Below are 18,691 nucleotides of genomic sequence, written 5' to 3' on the forward strand. Positions count from 1 at the left end.
GCTTCATGGGCATGATGAATCGGCAGGGAAGAGGAACAAGAAATGCAGAAGCCCGCCGCACAGCAGAAGACCGTCCTGGAAACGATTCTGGACTGGTCAAAGGATCGTCCACTCTGGCAGCGTGACGCCCTGCGCCGCATCATCGCAAACGGCCGTCTGACGGACGCCGATATCGGCGAACTCGTGGACCTTTGCAAACAGGGCAAAGGTGCCCCCGTAGGCGCGCTGAAAGCGGTACCGCTGGAGAAGGCCCACCTTCCGGCCAACCCCGGTCAGACCGCGGCGGTATCGCTTCTGTCGATCGCCGACGTGACCGGCGTGAACAACCTTGCCGCCGGTCAAACCCTCGGCTTCGAGCCGAATGGAATCACGATCATCTACGGCGACAACGGTGCGGGCAAGTCCGGCTACGCAAGAATCCTGAAGCGCGCATGTCGTGCAAGGCATGCCGGAAAGATTGAACCCAATGTGTATGCCGATCAGCCCCCTAAGCGCGTCGGCGCGAACATCGCGTACGGGGTCGGCGGTGTGCCGCAGCCGGTCGAACAGTGGCAGAACGGCGCAAATCCGCATGCAACGCTGTCAGCGGTGAGCGTGTTCGATAGCGACTGCGCCTCAGTGCATATCCGCGAGAAGAACGAAGTTGCATTCCGGCCCTTTGGCCTGGACGTACCGGATGAGCTTGCTGCAGCCTGCCAGGCGGTGAAGGACGCCCTCGCAGCTGAGCAGAAGCAGCTTGAGAAGGCCCGCAATCCGATCTTTGCGGCGCCGACCTGGAAGGCCACCACGGCCGTGGGGAAGGCGCTTGCCGCGCTGAATGCCAACACAGACGCAAAGAAGATCGAAGCGCTGGCGGCGCTTTCGGCAGACGAAAGCGCCCGTCTTGAGCGTCTGCGTGAAGACCTGTCGAAGAATCCGGCCAAGGCAGCGGCGGAACAGACCGTCAAAGCCGACAACGTCATGCGGCTGATTACCGCGGTAAACAGCGTTGCAGCCAGAACCACCGATGAGGAACTGCTGGCGGCCGCTGCCCTCGCCAGGGACGCACGGTCGAAACGGGACGCTGCACGTCTTGCCGCGGAGAAGGCCTTCACGGGCGAACCCCTTGCCGGCGTCGGCGGCGAGACGTGGCGGGCACTTTGGGAATCCGCCCGACGCTACTCGACGGAGATCGCATACCCTGGACAGCCGTTTCCGCCGTCGGCAGAAGACGCGCATTGCATGCTTTGCCAGCAGCCATTGGAAGCTGAGGCACGTGCACGGATGGCACGCTTCGAGGATTTCATCCAGAAGGACACGGAACAGCTGGCACGCGAGGCAGAGAAGGCAGCTCAGGCCGCACGTCAGACCATAGCTGGCGGGGCAATCGGCACGCGGGCGGTGAAGGCCAGTCTTGACGAGCTGGGCCTCCAGAATGAAGTGCTGCAGCAGCAGACGCGCCGCTTCATCGCCGCAGCCCGGCTGCGGCGCCACGTGCTGCTCAAAGCCCTGGGCGGAAACGGCGAGGTACAGCTTCCGTCCGTTCCACCGTCGCCGCTGCCTGATCTCAGCCTGCTTCAGACCACGATCCGCAACTACGCCGCCGAGCTGCGCAAGTCCGCTGACGCGGATGAACGTAAGAAGCTCGAAGCCGATTTCGCCGAGCTGAGCGACCGGGCGCTGCTCGCCGGCATGCTGCCGGTCGTCACTGACGAAATCCAGCGGCTGAAGACCATCCGGTTTCTGACCGAGTGTGCGGGCGACACGGCGACGAACACAATCACCAAGATGGGCAATGACATTGCCGACACCGTGATTACGCCTCGGCTGCGCGACAGATTTCAGGAAGAGATTGTCAGGCTTGCGGCGTCGAAGGTTCGCGTCGAAATCGTGCGCTCCGGCGGCAAGTACGGCTCACCGCAGTATCAGGTGCGCCTCTTCGCCAAGCCGGATGCCAAGGTCCACGAAATCCTGAGCGAAGGGGAAAAGACCTGCGTGGCGCTGGCCGCCTTCATGACCGAGCTTGCCACCGCGATGCACCGCTCTGCTCTGGTCTTCGATGACCCGGTGTCCTCGTTGGACCATCGCTGGCGTGGGCAGGTGGCCAAGCGTCTCGTGGAAGAAGCGGAAAACCGTCAGGTCATCGTCTTCACGCATGATTTGGTGTTCGTGAACGATCTGAATGACCACGCGACGAAGACCGGGCGGGCAGTGCGACTCACGACGCTCAGTCGTGGCGCCGCGGGAGCCGGTATGGTGGCCGACGGCCTGCCCTGGAAGGCCCAGAGCGTCGAAGATCGCATCGACAAGCTGGAGAAGGCGGCACGTGCGGCAAAGCTGCTGCATGACAACAACCAGGAAGACGAGTACGCCGTTGAGGTGGCAAAGCTCTACAACGCGCTGCGCGCCACATGGGAGCGCGGCCTGGAGGACATCGCTTTCGTCCGCGTTATTCAACGCCACAGGGACTACATCAACGCCAAGGACCTGAAGAAGGTCAGTGCGCTCACCGAGGCTGACTGCGATGCTTTCGCCGCCGGATTCAAGAAGTGCTGCGACATTGTTGACGCACACGATCCATCCAGCGGTAGGAATGCCGCGCCGCCACCACCTACTGATCTCTTTCAGGACATTCAGGCTTTGAAGGACTGGGCCGCGTCTCTGCGAGACAGGCAAAAGAAGATTGCTTGAAACGTATTTGCTATGGCTTCGTTCACCTGACCTGGCGCAGGGCAGCTACAGATACTTCTTGAACGTCGCCGCCGCAATGCACACCGCCACGCCGAGCAATGCGGCACTGGGCAGCAGGATCAGCAGCGGGTTCACGCTGACCGGCAGTGCCAGGTAAGTCACCCACGGCAGCACGGCCAGCGGGATCAGGCTGGCCCTGGCGCGGTGATAGATGAACCCCGACTCGCGTCCCGCGCCGAAGCGGCGGATGTCCCGGCGCACCAGGCCGTCGACCAGCCCGACGAAGGCGGCCATCAGGAACAGCGGCAGGGTCAGGCACAGCACCAGCAGCCGCACGAGGAAGACCAGCGTCGTATAGGCCGCCGCGATCAGGTAGCTCTCCACGTTCACATAGACCAAGCCGATGTAGTAGCGGAAATCCTTGGTCGGACGATGGCTGCCGGCGCTGGCCTGCGCCGAGGCGTCGCGTATCCAGTCCAGCAGACCGCTTTTCACGAACAGCCAGTCGTAGCCCTGCTCGACCAGCCGGTGCGCGGTGCGCCCCGGCTCCTGCACCAGCGCGCTGCGGGTGAAATGCGTGGAAAGCTGATCCAGCTCGTAGTGCAGCATGCCCTGCGCGTGGCGCCAGCCCTGCTCGGGCCAGAAGAAGTGCATGCCGACGCATTCGATCAGGATGCACAGCAGCAGCGCGCCGCACAGCACGCCGAAGAAGCGGAACGGCAGCGTGACCAGGCTGGCGATCAGGCCTTGCTGTCGTTGCTGCTGGCGCTGTGCCGCGACGGCCGGATCGCTCATGCTTCGGCCTCTTCAGCCGCGGCCATCTGCTTGAAGTCGTCCAGCAGGTCGTCGGGCAGCGCCTTGTCCTGCAGGCCGGGGATGCCTTGGTTCTCCCACCAGTCTCCTGCCTCGACGTAGTGCTGCCGCATGTAGCCGGCCAGCTCCTGCAGATCCTTCGGCATGGCTTCGTCGGGGTCGGGCGCAGGCAGCGGCATGCGGACTTTCCAGAGGTTGCCGCCCTCGGTCAGCGCGAAGCACTGCCCCTTGGGCAGCGCCACCACATGCGCCGGCTCGATCAACGGCACGCTGTTGCTGCTGATGCGGTCCTGGGTGTTGGACGTGAACGCGGTATTGCCGTGCGGATCGGAGCTGTCGGTGGCGCCGCTCATCAGCGCCGTGGCGTACACCTCGACCTTGGGCAGTTGTCGCGTCAGCAGCTCGGCGGTGGCGGTCTCGCGCACGCGCAGCATGAACAGGTTGTTGAAGTTGCCGACCACCTGGCCGGCCTTGGCACGATTGCCGATGCGGGCCTCGATGTCGCTCAAGGTCTGCGTGTAGGCCGTCACCTGCACGCCGGCACCGCCGCCCTTGTTGACCATCGGAATGAACTCGTCGCCCATGAGTTCGTTGAATTCGTCGGCGTGGACGTTGATCGGAATCTTGGCGCCCGCCGCGGCGCCGGGCAGCCCGTCGTCGACGCCGAACTTGTAGATGTGGCCGGCGACCGAGACCAGATCGCTGAACATCGAGTTGCCCACCGCCGCCGCGACTTCGGCGTCGGACAGCGCATCCAGCCCCACGTAGACCACCGCGCGTTTGCGGATGACCTGCATCCAGTCGAAGATCGGCCGCGGGTCGGACAGGTCGGAATAGTTCGGTGCGAGCAGTTGCGCGATCTTGCCGGTGGTGAGCTTCTCCAGCAGCGGCAGCAGCGAAGCGACGATCTTGTCGAAGTAGGTCCGGTCGTAGCGCACGGCGCTGCGCAGGCCGTCGAGCACCGGGTCATAGATGCGCACTTGGGACAGGTACTGTTCGAGGGCCACCACGCGCTTCTCGCGCCCGATCATGTTGCGCGGGATGTTCTTCTCGTTCAGCTTCGCTTCGAGCTGGACGATGACCTCCCAGGCCTTCGGCTCGTTCTTGGCGAAGTAGTGCTGGGCGTACTCGATGAACAGCGCGTCGATGTTGATGACGTGGCGCTGGATCAGCAGGTAGTCCGGCCGCTGCCCCAGCTCGACCAGGGCGCGCGCGATGATGTTGACGAAGCGCCAGGCGAATTCGCGGAACGCGGCGCTGTTGCCTTCGCCGGAGAGCTGCCCGGCGATCCGCGTGGCCACCTCGGAGATCCGCCCGAACCGGCCCACGGCGTTGTAGCGCGCCGAGATGTCCGGCCAGCCCAGATGGAAGACGTAGAACTCGCCTTCGCGCCCGGCGCGCTTGGCCTCGACGTACATGCGCTTCAACAGGTCCGCATCGCCCTTGGGGTCGAAGACGATCACCACCTCGTGCTCGCCGCGGACCTTGCGGCGGATGTCCTGGGTGATGAACAGCTCGGCCAGCCGCGTCTTGCCCACGCGCGTGGTGCCCAGCACCAGGGTGTGGCCGACGCGCTCGCCCAGCGGCAGGGTGACGTCGACCTCGGCAGGTTCGATGCCATGCAGGCGTGGCAGTCCGCCGACCGACGGCAGTGGTCGCGCCGGGTTGAGCGGGCTGTCCCAGGCCAACGCGCGCGCCAGCGTCGAGACGGGAAACGGCGCGAACTCAAGCCGCTCCTCCAGCCGCCGGGCGGCCCGGTAGATCGCCGTCGGCTCGACGTAGCGGCGGAACTCCGGCCGATAGGTCTGCATCAGCCGGTGCGTGTGCCGCTGTTCCCAGCGAAAGCCCTGGCCGACGAACAGCCGTTGCTGACTCACCGGCACGTCGCGGCTGGTCATCACGTAGCGCGGCAGGCGGCGGATGTTGCGGCGATAGCGCAGGATCGCCCAGGCATCGCGCAGGCGAATCGCGCCGAAGGTCAGGAAGGCCAGCGCCGAGCCCAGGCCGAGCAGCGGGTTCAGCGCGAGCGACCACGGTGCCACCAGGCACAGAATCGCGGCGCCGGTGCAGACCGCCACGGTATAAAGCTCCACCGCTGGCCGCAGCAAGACCTCGACCGCATGCGGTTGGGCCATTTGCGCACCTACTGCTCGACACCGGTGGCCGTGATGAGCACCGGGTAGTGGCGCAGGCCCAGGCGCTGGGCCAGATCATCGCCGGAGGCCGGCGACAGGATCAGGCCGGGCGCCAGCCTGCGCAGCGCCGTCAGCGCAGCCATCGACTCCACGTTGACCACCAGGCCCACGGCCTGCAGCTCTCGCAGCGCCGCCTGCCGCTGCCGCAGCCAGGCGCGCGAACGCTCGTCGTCGCCGATCAGGAACAGCGCCGTCAGGCCCGGCGCCCGGATGACGCGGCGCTGCACCTCGCCCGGCGACAGTTGCGTCGAGCGCACCGGCAGCATGGCGGCTTCGGCGTCGGCCGTGTTGCCCGCGCGAGGGGTCGGCATCGGGGCCGGCGGCGTGGCCTGATCCGGCTGAGGATTCAGCGACTGGTAGTACGGCAGCGCGGAGTCGCCGCCGCGGTCTTCGACGACGATCAGCGGCCCGGAGACGGTCTGGGCGAAGATGGTGGTCGTGGACAGCAGCCCGATGGCGGCGATGAGGACGGTGTGGTTCATGGCGTGGTGGCCTGGAGAGTTGGAACGGGAACGCCGGGGTCGAGTACGCGGGTCAGGTGCCGATGCACACTGCGCCGGTATCGCGCCGCGGGTGCCCCGCCGGCGGGCCGGTGGTAGCGGCCGATGGCAAGCAGCCAGTCCTCGCCCGGCGTGTGCTGTTCGCGCAGGATTTCCGCAGCGATGGCGAGGTTGCGGTACGGGTCCAGCAGCTCGCAGGGCTGCGTGTAGCGATGCGTGTGGTAGCCGAGATTGACCTGGCCGAGGCCGGCGTCGATGCGATTGGCCGGCGTGTGGGCGAGCGCACGGTGCAGCCCCGCGCAGGCCTCGACGCGGGTGGCGTAGCGCTGTGGCGAGCCGGCGACGTTGAGCGTCCACGGCCAGGGGATCAGGCGCCCGCGCAGCATGGCGCCGCTCTCCTGCAAGGCCACCGCGTACAGCACGGCCGCCGGCACGTCTGCACGATGCGCCGCCAGTTGATAGGCCGGCGGCGGCACTTCCCGCGCCAGGGCGGCCAGCGCCCAGCCGACGGTGGTGAGCAGCAGCGCGGCGCTGGTGCAGCGGATGGCGACGCGGGACGGCCGGTGCTCCCGGCCCGGAGCACCTATTGCCGCTGCCATTGGCCGTTCACCTCGCGCACCACGGCCGGCAGATCGCCGGGCAGGCCGAGCGACAGCCAGCGTCCCGCATCGTGGTTGAGCGTGATGGTGCGGGCGCGCACCCTGGCCGGTTCGATGCCCGCCTGGGTGGCCCACTGCCGGATGCGCGCGTCGTCCTGACGGCTGCCGACCATGTAGAGATCGAAGGCCGTGCCGGCCGCCTGCAACTGCTGCACGCGCTGCGCGCACGGTGCGCAGTCGGCCTTGACGAAGACCGCCAGGCGCCCGGAGCCGGTGTTGCCGGCACCCTGCGCCTTGGCGCCGGGCAGGCTCACGCGCGGCTGGCCGGGAAACAGGCGCTGCCACGCCGCGTCGTAGGCGCGCTGGTAGGCCAGCGTCTTGCCGACGCGCTGGGCCTCGGCCTGCACCTGCAACTCCGCGTAGCGCCTGCGCTCCTCGTCGCTGCGGGCCTCGATGCCCAGCGCCGTGAGCGGATCGAGCTGGGGCGAATAGACCCCGAGCGGCCCCTGCATCAGTTGCCGGTAACGCGCCCACTCCTCGGAGCGAAGCCCCCACTCCCGCGCCTGCCTCTCGTCGAGCGCGGCATCAGCGCCCGGCTGCACTTGAGCGGGCACCATGCGCGAGTTCGTCACCGGGGCCGGTTGGGCGGATGCGCCGAAAGTGGCGAACAGGACGACGGCAGCGAGCAACGGCCGCAGGTTCATGGCGACCTCCTACGGCACCGCAACGCGCTGCGTCTGGCCGTTCACCTGGAACACGCCCGCCTGCGCCTCGATGGACTGCAGTTGCCAGCCGCCCTCGGCGTCGCCCTCGCGCAGCAGCCGGGCGCCCGCGAGCGAGGCCGCGGCGGTGGAGGTGATCGACAGAAAGCGCTCGCCTCCCCGCAGCTCCACGCCGAGCACCCGGAACGGCGGCTCCGGCACCTTGGGCTTCGTCGCAACCGGAGTGCGCGGGCGAGCGGCGGATGCCACCTGCCGGGTTTTCTCCAGGCGGGTTTCGATTGCGTTCACGCGCGCCTGCAGCGTCTGCAGGTCGACGGCCAGGGCCCTCGTCTCGTCGGCCTCTTCGAGGCGCGCCATCCGCTCGTCCAGCGCCTGCCGCGCGGTGGCGAATTCGGCCTGGCTGATCGGCACCGGCCGGCGCTTGTCCGCATCGGCCTGTCGTTCGAGATCGGCCACGCGCAGGCCCAGCGCCTTGACCTGCGCATCCTGTGCGCTGCTCTGGGTCTGTTCGGTGAGCCGCGACAGGCCGACGCTGTTGATGAGTGCCACGGCACTGATGAGCAGCAGCCAGAAGGCCGCGGCGACCTTGAGCCAGCGCGTGCGGGAATTGCGCTCGGATGGCGCTTGGGGAAAGGTCATGGCTGCAGCTCCTCGGGCCGGTCGGCGTCCGGCACGGGCGTGGCGGTGCCGGGCGGGTTGGCGGAAAGGAAGGTGGGAGCACCGTGCCGGCTGAAGCAGACCTGGCGGGTCAAGTCATCGACCGACAGCTCCCAGGCGGGGCCGGCAAGGGTCAGCAAGGCATCGCGCAGCATCAGCGGGCCCAGGCGCAGGTGTGCGGCAGGCAGCGGCAGCGCGTAGAGCGTGGCGGCTTCGACCGCATCGCAGAGCCGGTAGCCCGAGCGCAGGAGCACATGGCGCATGGCATCGCCCACGCTGGCATCGAGCATGGGCGGAATCGAGACCTCCACCGCCTGCTGCAAGAGATCACGCTGCGCAGGTTCCGGCACCAGCTCGACCAGGGTGTAGCGGCCGTAGCGGGCCACCGGAACGAAACCCGGCTCCGGCGCGACGGCGGTTGGCGATGCGGCCGGCACCGCTGCCGCAGACGACGCGGCGGTCGTGGCGCAGCCGGCGGCCAACAGGCTGCCGGCCAGCAAGCCAGCGGCGAGGGCCAGGCGGTGAACAGCGCGGATGGATGGTTGCATGGAGGGCGCTTCCCTGGAACACGGAGCGCTCACCATCGCCGCCGCTTGGCCTGCGGGCAGCAAACAAAACGCACTGACGCCCGCCCGAATACATGGCTGGGCAGCGCCATGGACTGTCATACGCCCAAGAAAAACGGCCCCGAAGGGCCGTGGAAAGAAGCCGGCGACCCCGAGGGGCCACCGGCATGGGCACATGGATCAGACCGTGACAAGCTGCCGGGCCAGTGCGACCTCGACGGAATCACCATCCTGGTTCAGAACATCCAGGCCCGACTCGGGTACGTCTCCCGACGTGCTTTGCGAGACCATGATCTTCCTGGCCATCAACCCCAGGCAGGTCATCTGCGAGGAGTTGGCATAGCCCAGGTAGATCACGCGCACCGGCTGCTTCTGGCCGATGCGCCATGAGCGCCGGGCGGCCTGCTGCAGCGAATACACGTTGTAGCCGGACTGGAGGAACACGATGGTCGGGAACTCCAGCAGGTCCAGGCCGGTTTTCACCAGCTCGGGATTGGTGATGAGCACGTCGATGCCACGGTCCAACTGCTCGGCGATCCAGTCTTCGCGGCGGGAGGCATCCACGCTCGCGCGCAGTACCGCCACCTTGAAGCCTTCCTGCTCCAGCAGCACCTTCAAGCGCGACGTGGTGTCGCGCGTGCCGGTGTAGACCGAATAGACCAGGGTCTTGCGACCTTCTGCCTTCTCCTGCCGGCAGATCTCGATCAGTTCGCGTTCCTTGGGCATCACCTCCAGTTCGTTGAACTGAGCCGGCACGAACGCCAAGGTATTGCGCGTGCGCGGATGCACCACGGTTTCCGACCGAAAGCAGCAGTCCGGCCAAGCCAGCAGCACGTTGAGGACCACGCCGAGCAGTGTCGTGTCGCGCTTCGCCAGGGCCTGCTTCAGCTCCTGGGTCAGCCGACCCGCCAGATCGCGGTAGGCCGCGGCTTGCGCCGTGTCCATGGCGACTTCGCGGAACTCCTCGTCGTAGGCCGGCAGCACGTTGCCACCGATGTCCTTCAGCTTGAGGAAGACGGTGAACGGCAGGACGCAACGCAGCACGCCCTTGGGACCGAAACCCGGCGCCTTGACCGTGCGCACCGATACCTTGGTGCCCTTGGCCGTCTTGTGCGCCGTGCCGGTGCTCTCGGAGTAGATGTCCTTCAAGACACCGTGATCGCGCATGAACGCCATCGCGGCCGCGGTCATGCTGCCGCTCTTCGTCGGCCGGTAGCCGTCTTCGATCATCCGCCCCGGCAGGGCTCGGAACAGCAGGTGGAACAGGTCGTCGCCGTAGCCGCCCATCAGCGTGCCGGTGAGCAGCAGCGTCTTGCGCGCCTTGGCCGCCAACACCCCCATGGCCTGGCCCTGTGCGGAGCCGCCGTTCTTGTACTCGTGCGCCTCGTCGGCGATGAGCAGGTCGAACGTGCCTTGGGGAAGCTGCCTCTTGATGAACTCGGACGGCTGGTAGCCGCCCTCGCCGAAGCCGAACTCCATGTTGGCCATCGCGCGTTCCATCCGGTGGGCTTGCCGGTCCGAGAAGACCAGTTCGCCGCGGTCGTCCATCAGGTTGATGAACTCGTGGATGTTGTCCCCGAGCATCGACGCGAGGAAGGCGTCACCGAACTTCTGCATCAGCTTCTGCGCGGTGACTTCCCCGATGGTTGGGATGCGCTTCAAGGCTTTGAGGACAGCGGAGGACTGGTCGCTCGCGGACAAGCCCCTCGGTCGGATCAGCGTCCACAGCGGTGCACGGCAGTGACTGCACTTGCGGCGGGACTCCTCGGCTTCCAGCTCGACCGGGTTGATCGGCTCGCCGTCGAGGTCGGTGACGACATGCCCGCAATCCGGGCAGGCCCCCACGTCGCCGTGAGGCGTGCGCCGCCGAACGAAGACAGGCTTCCAGTGGAACCCCATCCGCATCCGCACGCGGCCCAGGACGAAGAACTCCTGGCCCTGCGCAGGCACGCCCAACTGCTCGCGCAGTTTCAGCAGCTTGACCAGCGTGTCCGGGCCATTGAGCACCCAGACCTTGGCGCCGGCCACCGTCTCCTGGATCTCGCGCCGCCACTTGTAGACCAGGTGGGGTGGCGAGAGCACCAGGGTGCGGCGGTAGCCCTCGGCGTTGAGCACGGCGGCGGTGGCAATACCCACCGTCGTCTTGCCGCAGCCCATCTCGCCATTGACGATCGCGGCGCGTTCGCCGCGATCGACCAACAACTCGGTGACGGCGTGGACCACATCGGCTTGCGCGGGGAACAGCTTGCGCTTGAGCGCGGCGAGGATCGTTTGCCGATGCACCCGCACCTGGCCGGTGTAGACCGGAGGATTGGCGCGGTTGAGCGAATCGAGCAACTCGTCGCCGAACTCGGACACGAAGTCCTGCAGGCTGAGCGTGAGGGGTGAAGCGGACGCTTCGAGCAGGTCGCCCTGCACAGTGGTTTCGGGAACGGTTTCGAGATCGAGGGACATGGTGATGCTCCAAAAAAAAGGGGCATGCACCTCCCCCACGGGGCGGGGACATGCCCCTGGGTGGGAAGAAAGAAGCGGCAAAGAAACGTGTAGGTGCCGCTGGATGCGGATCAGTATTCGCTGGGCAGCAGCAGCGTGGTGACGCTGCGATCCCATTCCGTGATGATCCAGAGCTTCAGGTCGCGCGTGACCTGGTAGGACGAGAACAGACGATCCTCGCCGGACTTCAGCGCGGCATCGTTCTGCCGTCGATCGCTGTCGTCCAGGTCGCCCCAATCGCCATGAAGATGGCGGCGCAGGTACGGCGCGGGGTCGAGCCGGCCCTGCCGGACCAGTTCGTCGACGCCGGCGGTCATGACCACCTGCCCGGGGGAAAAGCGTGCTTGTGACGCGAGGTTGAGGATTGCGAGTGCCATGGTGGTTTCTCCTTCTGGAAGAAGGGGCCACGGCACCCCCATGGGGGCAACGTGACCCCGGTGGGTGGATGAAAGCGACGGCGAACCGTCAGGGAACAGCGATCAGCGGATGGTCAGCACTTCGCCCCACGTGGGCGAGCCCAGCGTCAAGTCCCATGCACGAATGACCGGCACGAACTTGTCGGTGAGGATGCGCGTCTCGGCCACGGAGCCGTCGTCGCGTTCGGTGTATTCCGTCTGGAGGGTCTTCTCCTTGTGGGTATCACCTTTGACGACGAGCACGCGCCCGGTCCTGGACTTCACCACGCCGGAGATCGCGCCTGCGGCCAGGGCCAGGGCGAGATGCCAGTGCGACAAGGCCCGCGCGGGCGGACGCAGCGATTGCTGCGCGGCGCCCAGGTGCGTATCGAGCGCCGGCCAGAGTCCTTGCAGCCGGCCGACTTCATCGGCGAACTGCTCGGGCTCCATCGTCACGCGATAGAAGTGCTCCGGCTCGGCCGGGCTGGCAGGGACGGTGTACGGCAGGAACGGCCATTCGAGCGGCAACTCTTCGGCTTCGGCGTCGCCCTGTCCGATCTGCAGCAGCAGACCGCGCACGGCCTTGGCCGACTCCGACGCCTGGTCGCGCTGGCGAACCCGGCGACCGAAGATCACCACCTGCTTGAACTGCGTTTCCACCGCACGGTAGATGCGCAGGTCTTTGAGGTGGCGCGTCAGCCATCCGACCAGCTCGGGGTCGAGCACGTAGGACGGCACGATGAAGATCAGCACGCCGCCGTACTGCAGCAGCGGCAGCGCGCGCTGATAGAACAGCTTTTCCAGCCGCGCACGGCCCTGGCCCTGATAGCCGATGTTGCCGTTCACGTCCTTGCTCAGGTCGCCATACGGCGGGTTCAGCCACAGCAGCCCGAAGGACTGGCGCGAGATCAGCGTGTCCATCAGGTCGCCGTGGATGCAGCGATCGACCAGTTGCCGTGCGTGGCGGGCTCGCTCGGCGTCGTACTCGACGGCGAAGGCCTGGACCTGCTCGCGCCCGAGGGCATGGGCGGCTTCGGCGATCGCCACGCCTTCGCCGGCGCAGGGATCGAGGATGGACATGGCGCCGGGAGACGGCGCCAGCGCGGACAAGGTCCGCTCCAGCGTCGGCTCGTCGGTGGGGAAGTAGCCGTTACGGATGAAATTGCGCGCCAGGCGCGGAAACATGAGTGCCATGGATTTCTCCTGGTGATGGATGAGGGAAGGCGGGCACGCGCGGCGCGCATGCCCGTGGGGATGGCTCACGCCACACGCCGAAGCGGTGCGTTCGCGGCCAGTTCGTACTGCGCGGCGCCGAGGGTGCCGTTGCGGATCAGCTCGCCCAGCGCCTTGGTCAGCGCCGGGACATCGAGGGCCAGCCGATGGCCTTCCAGTGGCCCGAGGGCCAAGGGAAGACCGGTCAGCATCCGCCGTGTCTGTAACAGCGCCAGCACGGTATCGCGCCAGTGGTCGAGCAGTGGCAGCGGGCAGGTCTCCTGCACCAGCGTCCACAGCCGGTCGAGCCGGTGAGCGGAATCCCTGGGCAGAAGCGCCAGCGCGCTGGCGTTGGCCTTGTCTGGCTTCACGCAGCGACGGTCGAACAGCCACACATTCGTCAGCGAACCGAACAGCGTTCGCCGGTAGGCGCGAGTGATGCGCTTTTCCAGGTTCTCGACGTTGCCGACGAAGACCGGGATGGATGCGCCCTGCTCGGTGATGACGTGGAATTGATCCAGTCCCTGTTCATCCCGGCCGAGGGTCAGGCGGGCGAGGAACTCCTGAACAGCGGTGTCGCGCGCCCAGATCGAGAGAAAGACGAGATTGCCCTGCTCGTCACCGACGCAAGCGTCGGCCATGAGGTCGGGGCATTCGTCGATGCGGTACAACGGTTTCGCGGAAGAAGGTGCAGGCATGGTGATGTCCTCTTGAAAATGAAGGAGCAACCACAGCCCGTGGGGCCGTGCTCGCCCCGGTTGGGTGAAGGAAGACGCGTGCCGCTAGACAGCGCGGCCCGCGTGGAAGCGGTGAACCCGCTCGCGCCACTCGGGGCTTTGCACCGGCGCCATGTCGAGATAGCGCAGCGGGCACGAGTAGTAGTACGGATGCACGGACTCATCGAGGGACTTGTAGCCCCAATCGCCGCCCGAGCTTTCCAGCAGATGGCAGCCGATGTAGCAGACGGACTCACCGGCCGCGAGGCCCATGACGCCCGCCTGCCTGGCGGTGACGCGAACCACGGTCCACAGAACGTCGCCGTCCAGCGTGTGGTCGATGACTTCGCAGCAAGCGCGTTCGGACGCCTGCGGAGCGAGCAGCTCGTGGATCAACTGATCACGCGTCTGACGAACGAAGGTCCAGCCCATGAGGGTCTCCTTGAAGAACAGGCCGGAGCCCTCCCCGTCGGGGGAGAACCCCGGCGGGTGGCGGAATGCCGCGCAAGGCGGTGGATGGATCAGGCAGCTTTGAGGTGCCAGTCCTGGGACAACGGAGCGAACTCGTAGCCCAGCTTGTCGAGACGGTCGCGCTGCTGACGCAGCACACGACGATCCACGGTCGCATCGAGCTTCACGGTCTCGCCCAGGGGCCACAAGGCACCGAACAGCGCCGCGTCGTCTGCCTCGGCCGAGGCCGCAGCGGACACGGTAGCCGGTTCGCTGCCGAACGGCGTGGTATCGACCAGGGGATCGCGCGGACTGCGCGGCTTCGCCTTCGGCTTGGCCGGGGGCGTTGCCGGCACGGGCGCCTGCGCTTCCTCGTCGATCGGATCGACTTCCTGCGGACTCAGCCGGCGGGCTTCGTCGCGGCTCAGGGCGTCGATGTTGGACAGCGTCATCCCGCCCAGATGGGCGCGGATCTCGATGACCATGCGGCCGTTGGCGTTGTACGTGGAGGGGCGAATCTCAACGATGACGAAATCACCGTCGTACTTGCCCTCGCGGTACTGATCGAGTTCGGCGTTCTTCACGACGAACTCGCCGATCGAGGTCGCCAGGCGGCCGACGTTGAAGTCGCCGTTCCTGCCGTGGATGGTCTTGATGGCCAGTTGGCCGGGGATGGTGATCATGAAGGTCTCCTGCTGACGAAGAGAAGACAAGTCCCCGGGGATGGGGCCTTGCGGATCAGAACGACTCGGCAACGGCCAATGCGGGGGCATCGGCTGCTTCGTCGGCAGCATCGGCGTCGGGCCTGGAAGGCTCCAGTGCCGAGGCCTGCTGCGCGGCGTGCGCATCGGTCGTCGCAGGGACTTCCGGGTCGCGCTCGTCGGTCTCGGTCGGCTTGGGCTCGGCCTTGTAGACGAGCTTGCCGTCGACCTTGATCCAACTGACGAACAGCAGGCGGGCCTTGAGGCTCACCCCCTGCTCGCCGGCACGCTTGCCCTTGGAGTAGGTGAAGGTGTCGGTCCACAGGTCGCCCAGGCGGAAGCCGATCATCACCTTCTTCTCGGCGTCGACCGCCTGAATGCAGCGGCGCACCAGGTGCTGCGCTTCCGATCCCGATACGCGCGTGTCGAAACGCACATACGAGACGTCATCGCTGGGACCGTTCAGGGCCGCGATGTCGCAGGCCAGGAACGCATCGCCTTTCTTGGGCTTCACCTCGCGGATGCGATTGAGGTACCCGAGGCCGGTGATGTGCAGATCGAAGTAGGACTTTTCGTTGGAAGTGGTCATGGTGAATCTCCTGAGAACAATGAGGCGGAGACACACCCGACCCAAGGCGGGGAAGGTGTGGAACCCCCGCGTGGGTTGATGGAGCAGCTTGGTGGCATCGCCATCGAGAACCGATGGCCGTTCGCGCATGGATGCCGGTGCGAACTGGTGTGATCAACGCGGTCGGAACCGCGTCGCAGCCTTGAAGATCGTGGCTGCCTGGGCATGTCGCTGACGGACGTCAGCGGAACATGGCAGTGAGGGTGGCGTCAGGGTGGTGTGCAGGCGAGCGGCAATCGGCATTTGCGCCCATCCGCATTCCTGCCGCGTGGCACCGAATGTGGATGGGTGTGATGTTGCACGTCGGTCAGGTACGCCCTCTGCCGATGACGCGGTGATAATTAATACTGTCTCTCCGCGCGCCCCGCGCCTTCTGGATTCGGCTGTCCCATGACCGCAATCGCTGCCCTGTCTCTGTTTATTGCCATGATCGCACTCGCTGCGATGCCCAGTTCGAGTGTGGCCCTGGTGGTTGTCCGGTCTGCAACGCTTGGGGTACGCCACGGTGTTGCCACTGCACTGGGGATTGTCGTGGGCGACCTGCTGTTCGTCGTTCTGGCAATTACGGGGCTCGTGGCCGCGGTGGAAGTCATGGGAAGCGCCTTCACCGTGCTGCGCTACGTCGCCGCGGCCTATCTCATCTGGGTTGGCGTGGGACTGATCCGACATCGCGACCAGCCACCCAAGCCCAGGGGGGCGCACGAGACCGGCAGCATCTGGACAAGCTTTGCCGCTGGCATGATCTTGACGCTTGGGGATGTGAAGGCGGTTTTCTTCTATGCGGCACTGTTCCCTGTCTTCGTCGACGTTTCCGCTCTGACGGCCTTTGACGCAAACCTCATCGCCGCAATCACCGTCGTCGCCGTGGGCGGCGTCAAGGTCGCGTACGCGGTGGCTGCGCGTGCGGTCGTTTCCGCTTCCAGGGACTTGTCATTCAATCGGCCAGTTCGCGTGACGACGGGTGCGTTGATGATCGGAGCGGGTGGATACCTGCTGACCAAGGGCGCTTGACCGGCTCGACACCGCGTTCCATCAAGAAGAAGAGCCCCACGCAGGGGCTCAGAAGGGGACTACTCGTTTTCGTCTAGCGCCAATCCTTCGAGGATCGGCGCATCGGCGTCGAACACCAGCATGCGTACGTCTGCCTGCGCGGCCAGGTGCAACACCTCGACCAGGCATTCGGGCATGCCCTTCTTGCGGTGTTCCTGCCGCAGGCGCGCGGCGGTGATGCCTTCAACCTGTTGCAGGTTGTCATCCGTCCATGGGGTGGCGATCAGCTTCACGCCAATTGCCGGGGAGTACGGGATGCGAAAGGCGATGAACAGGAAGCGCGTCGGCGTGGCGATGTCAGCCAGTTCGGCCAGGTAGCGGCTGGCCTCATCCGTGAGGTGGCCGCTGCTGATCTCCCAGGCCCGGCTGTAGTAGCCGGTCTCGAATTTCAGGCGCCTCACCACCTCGCGGGCGGCTTCCTCGCTGTAGGTGTCACCCACGTGGAGCGGCTGGCCAGCTTCTTCCGCCATCACGGCGTAGACCACTGTGCGGACGATGCCGTGGCTGCGGCATTGGGCATCCAACTCGGGTGGCACGTCCTGGCCCTCGGTGATCAGCGCGAAGTCGTCGCCGAAGATGCAGGCATGGCGCTCGACCTGGCTGTCGGGCAAATGCGCCTGCGAGGCGTGTAGCGGGAGATGGCTCAGCGGGCAATCGTCGTCGTAGGAAATGGCGAGCAGCCGTCGCACGGACAGGCCATCGTAGCCACGGACGAAGGGATTGTTGGAATGGGACATGGGATCTCTCCAGCAAGGGATGGCCGAGGCAATCCCCTGCTGGGGATTGAACCCCAGCGAGTGAATGAAGTGGCAGCCGGTCAGCCGGCTCTCGCGAAAATCAGCAGATGGTGTGGTGTCGGAACACGGCTGCTCCTTTGAAGAAGGAGGGACATGGCCCCGCGTGGGGACGCATGTCCCTCGTGGGGTGGGATGAAAGGACGGTGGTGCGCCGTGCGTGGCTCACCAGCCGCTGTAGTGCAGCGTCAGGTCGGCGATGACCTTGCGCCGCTCTAGGTCGAGGCCGGCGAGATCGGACAGGCCCTCGAAGCCGCAACGCTTGAGCATCGCCCCGCCCTCGCGGGCGTTGTAGAAGCTGACCATGGCGGACAGGAACATCCGCTGGCCGCTGCTCAGGACGCCGAGGGCGTCGTTGAGCACCAGCAGGTTCGGGCGCAGATCCCATTTGGTGGTGGCACGCTGCAGGCCCTCGGGGGTGCCGTCGCCGAACCATTCCGCACCGGCGATGTGGACGCCGCGCTTCCACGCCTCGAAGAAGGCTTGGGGCGCGGCGGCGAAGTGCTGGTGTTCCAGCTCGATCTGATCCAGTACCTCTTGAGGCAGGGCACGGTTCATGACGGGGACTCCTGGTGGTTGGACATCACGGGTTGAGGCGCTGCTGCCAGCGGCCCGTTTGCAGGGCGTGCTCGGCAGCGTGGTGCGATCGGAAGTAGCTGATCGACTCGCGCGAGACGGGACCGTCTGCATCGGCGGTGCCGATGTAGTGGCCGGCTGCACTGCAGAGCACCTGCAGGGGCAGGCGCTTGCCGACGTAGGCCAGGGCCTGGTAGCCGATGGATTCGGCACGGGCCTGTTCAGCACTCAAGCGTGCCGATGCGAACGCAAGGAACATAGGTTTCTCCTGGTGGTTGAAGACCGGGGGCACCACGCCCTTTCGGGAGCGGAGATCTCCCGACGGGTTGAACATCGAAAGCACCCGCGTCGTGGCGACGCGCGTCCGCGGTGGTCGGTGCGAGGCGGACTGGATCGGTCAACGCGGCGAGGCGCGTTGCAGCCTTGAAAACCGGGGCTGCCAGGGCATGGTGCTGAAAAAAATCAGCGACGCATGAACACAGCATCAAGGATCAGTCTGGTGACGTCGCGCAGAAATCCGTACTGCGCTTCGCCCAGGTTCTTCAGTACGAAGAAACGGGCTAAGCTAGATGGGTTGTGCTTGCAGTACTTTTGACGGTGGAGAAAGAGGTGCGCGAGCGTGTTATCGGATAGATAGGAGGGATTGCCCCTGTGGATTCACGCACATTCACTATTCAGCAGATCTACCAGGATCGACGCCAGTATCGAGTGCCGTTTTACCAACGGCCCTACGTGTGGAATCGGGATGACCAATGGGGACGACTCTGGGAAGATATTCGAGACAAAGCAGAAGCGCGCTTGTTAGGCGACAAGGCCGTACCTCATTTGTAAGCGGTTAGCGAACAACGCCCTATCGGGGTAGCGTACAAGTGGTCAAGCTTGCGTCCGCAACGACTTTTGCGGACGCAACCATGACGATCGAACAGGTAGACTTTCTCCCGCTGCAACCCATAC

At 66.0% G+C, this 18,691-nt stretch carries 21 protein-coding genes; 4 read left to right on the forward strand and 17 right to left on the reverse strand.

Annotation, left to right across the window (positions count from 1 at the left end; translation table 11 throughout):
* Positions 1-42 precede the first annotated feature (42 nt).
* Positions 43-2,670: an AAA family ATPase gene (locus CDO44_RS11640; RefSeq protein ID WP_003141007.1), complete on the forward strand. Its 2,628-nt coding sequence runs from the start codon at positions 43-45 to the stop codon at positions 2,668-2,670.
* A gap of 45 nt (positions 2,671-2,715) precedes the next feature.
* Here CDO44_RS11640 and CDO44_RS11645 read toward each other — a convergent pair whose 3' ends face one another.
* The 14 genes from CDO44_RS11645 to CDO44_RS11710 form a co-directional block, all read right to left on the reverse strand.
* On the reverse strand, positions 2,716-3,465 hold the full coding sequence (locus CDO44_RS11645) for a TIGR03747 family integrating conjugative element membrane protein (RefSeq protein WP_011829970.1): 750 nt from the start codon (positions 3,463-3,465) through the stop codon (positions 2,716-2,718).
* Positions 3,462-5,618 carry a type IV conjugative transfer system coupling protein TraD gene (gene traD / locus CDO44_RS11650; protein WP_003141010.1) on the reverse strand — a complete coding sequence of 719 codons (2,157 nt, stop codon included), beginning with the start codon at positions 5,616-5,618 and terminating at the stop codon, positions 3,462-3,464. The genes CDO44_RS11645 and traD overlap by 4 nt, the downstream gene beginning before the upstream one ends.
* A gap of 8 nt (positions 5,619-5,626) precedes the next feature.
* The gene (locus tag CDO44_RS11655) at positions 5,627-6,160 is read right to left on the reverse strand and encodes an integrating conjugative element protein (RefSeq protein WP_003141015.1); all 534 of its coding nucleotides are present in this window, start codon (positions 6,158-6,160) and stop codon (positions 5,627-5,629) included.
* Complete coding sequence (locus CDO44_RS11660; RefSeq protein WP_013982131.1) at positions 6,157-6,777, reverse strand: lytic transglycosylase; 621 nt, start codon at positions 6,775-6,777, stop codon at positions 6,157-6,159. Before CDO44_RS11660 ends, CDO44_RS11655 begins: the two co-directional genes overlap by 4 nt.
* The gene (locus CDO44_RS11665; protein ID WP_087780375.1) at positions 6,762-7,481 is read right to left on the reverse strand and encodes a TIGR03759 family integrating conjugative element protein; all 720 of its coding nucleotides are present in this window, start codon (positions 7,479-7,481) and stop codon (positions 6,762-6,764) included. The genes CDO44_RS11660 and CDO44_RS11665 overlap by 16 nt, the downstream gene beginning before the upstream one ends.
* A gap of 9 nt (positions 7,482-7,490) precedes the next feature.
* Positions 7,491-8,138 carry a hypothetical protein gene (locus tag CDO44_RS11670; RefSeq protein ID WP_013982129.1) on the reverse strand — a complete coding sequence of 216 codons (648 nt, stop codon included), beginning with the start codon at positions 8,136-8,138 and terminating at the stop codon, positions 7,491-7,493.
* Positions 8,135-8,704 carry a PilL N-terminal domain-containing protein gene (locus tag CDO44_RS11675; RefSeq protein WP_013982128.1) on the reverse strand — a complete coding sequence of 190 codons (570 nt, stop codon included), beginning with the start codon at positions 8,702-8,704 and terminating at the stop codon, positions 8,135-8,137. The genes CDO44_RS11670 and CDO44_RS11675 overlap by 4 nt, the downstream gene beginning before the upstream one ends.
* A gap of 198 nt (positions 8,705-8,902) precedes the next feature.
* Positions 8,903-11,176, reverse strand: coding sequence for a helicase-related protein (locus CDO44_RS11680; protein WP_198951349.1), 2,274 nt, complete (start codon positions 11,174-11,176; stop codon positions 8,903-8,905).
* A 110-nt stretch (positions 11,177-11,286) separates the two neighbouring features.
* On the reverse strand, positions 11,287-11,592 hold the full coding sequence (locus tag CDO44_RS11685; RefSeq protein ID WP_032963631.1) for a hypothetical protein: 306 nt from the start codon (positions 11,590-11,592) through the stop codon (positions 11,287-11,289).
* 102 nt (positions 11,593-11,694) lie between these two features.
* Positions 11,695-12,804, reverse strand: a complete 1,110-nt coding sequence (locus CDO44_RS11690; RefSeq protein WP_087780377.1) for a DUF6094 domain-containing protein — start codon at positions 12,802-12,804, stop codon at positions 11,695-11,697.
* A 65-nt stretch (positions 12,805-12,869) separates the two neighbouring features.
* Entirely contained in the window at positions 12,870-13,520 is a 651-nt protein-coding gene (locus CDO44_RS11695) for a hypothetical protein (protein WP_087780378.1), read from the reverse strand.
* A gap of 84 nt (positions 13,521-13,604) precedes the next feature.
* The gene (locus CDO44_RS11700; RefSeq protein ID WP_087780379.1) at positions 13,605-13,970 is read right to left on the reverse strand and encodes a hypothetical protein; all 366 of its coding nucleotides are present in this window, start codon (positions 13,968-13,970) and stop codon (positions 13,605-13,607) included.
* A gap of 89 nt (positions 13,971-14,059) precedes the next feature.
* Positions 14,060-14,671: a DUF3275 family protein gene (locus CDO44_RS11705; protein WP_020308044.1), complete on the reverse strand. Its 612-nt coding sequence runs from the start codon at positions 14,669-14,671 to the stop codon at positions 14,060-14,062.
* A 55-nt stretch (positions 14,672-14,726) separates the two neighbouring features.
* On the reverse strand, positions 14,727-15,278 hold the full coding sequence (locus CDO44_RS11710; protein WP_087780380.1) for an STY4534 family ICE replication protein: 552 nt from the start codon (positions 15,276-15,278) through the stop codon (positions 14,727-14,729).
* 429 nt (positions 15,279-15,707) lie between these two features.
* Here CDO44_RS11710 and CDO44_RS11715 point away from each other — a divergent pair, with 429 nt between their 5' ends.
* Positions 15,708-16,328 carry a LysE family translocator gene (locus CDO44_RS11715; protein WP_087780381.1) on the forward strand — a complete coding sequence of 207 codons (621 nt, stop codon included), beginning with the start codon at positions 15,708-15,710 and terminating at the stop codon, positions 16,326-16,328.
* A 59-nt stretch (positions 16,329-16,387) separates the two neighbouring features.
* Here CDO44_RS11715 and CDO44_RS11720 read toward each other — a convergent pair whose 3' ends face one another.
* From CDO44_RS11720 to CDO44_RS11730, 3 genes are all read right to left on the reverse strand, one after another.
* On the reverse strand, positions 16,388-17,104 hold the full coding sequence (locus CDO44_RS11720) for a hypothetical protein (RefSeq protein ID WP_062842673.1): 717 nt from the start codon (positions 17,102-17,104) through the stop codon (positions 16,388-16,390).
* Between the two features lie 222 nt (positions 17,105-17,326).
* Positions 17,327-17,719 carry a hypothetical protein gene (locus CDO44_RS11725; RefSeq protein WP_087780382.1) on the reverse strand — a complete coding sequence of 131 codons (393 nt, stop codon included), beginning with the start codon at positions 17,717-17,719 and terminating at the stop codon, positions 17,327-17,329.
* A 25-nt stretch (positions 17,720-17,744) separates the two neighbouring features.
* The gene (locus tag CDO44_RS11730) at positions 17,745-17,996 is read right to left on the reverse strand and encodes a hypothetical protein (RefSeq protein WP_062842671.1); all 252 of its coding nucleotides are present in this window, start codon (positions 17,994-17,996) and stop codon (positions 17,745-17,747) included.
* 67 nt (positions 17,997-18,063) lie between these two features.
* On the opposite strand from CDO44_RS11730, the gene CDO44_RS27610 reads away from it, so the two are divergent.
* Complete coding sequence (locus CDO44_RS27610) at positions 18,064-18,213, forward strand: hypothetical protein (RefSeq protein WP_153995504.1); 150 nt, start codon at positions 18,064-18,066, stop codon at positions 18,211-18,213.
* A 175-nt stretch (positions 18,214-18,388) separates the two neighbouring features.
* Positions 18,389-18,568, forward strand: a complete 180-nt coding sequence (locus CDO44_RS11735) for a DUF262 domain-containing protein (protein WP_087780383.1) — start codon at positions 18,389-18,391, stop codon at positions 18,566-18,568.
* The last annotated feature ends 123 nt before the right edge of the window (positions 18,569-18,691 follow it).

It is taken from the genome of Pigmentiphaga sp. NML080357 (assembly GCF_002188465.1).
Classification (GTDB): Bacteria; Pseudomonadota; Gammaproteobacteria; order Burkholderiales; family Burkholderiaceae_B; genus Pigmentiphaga.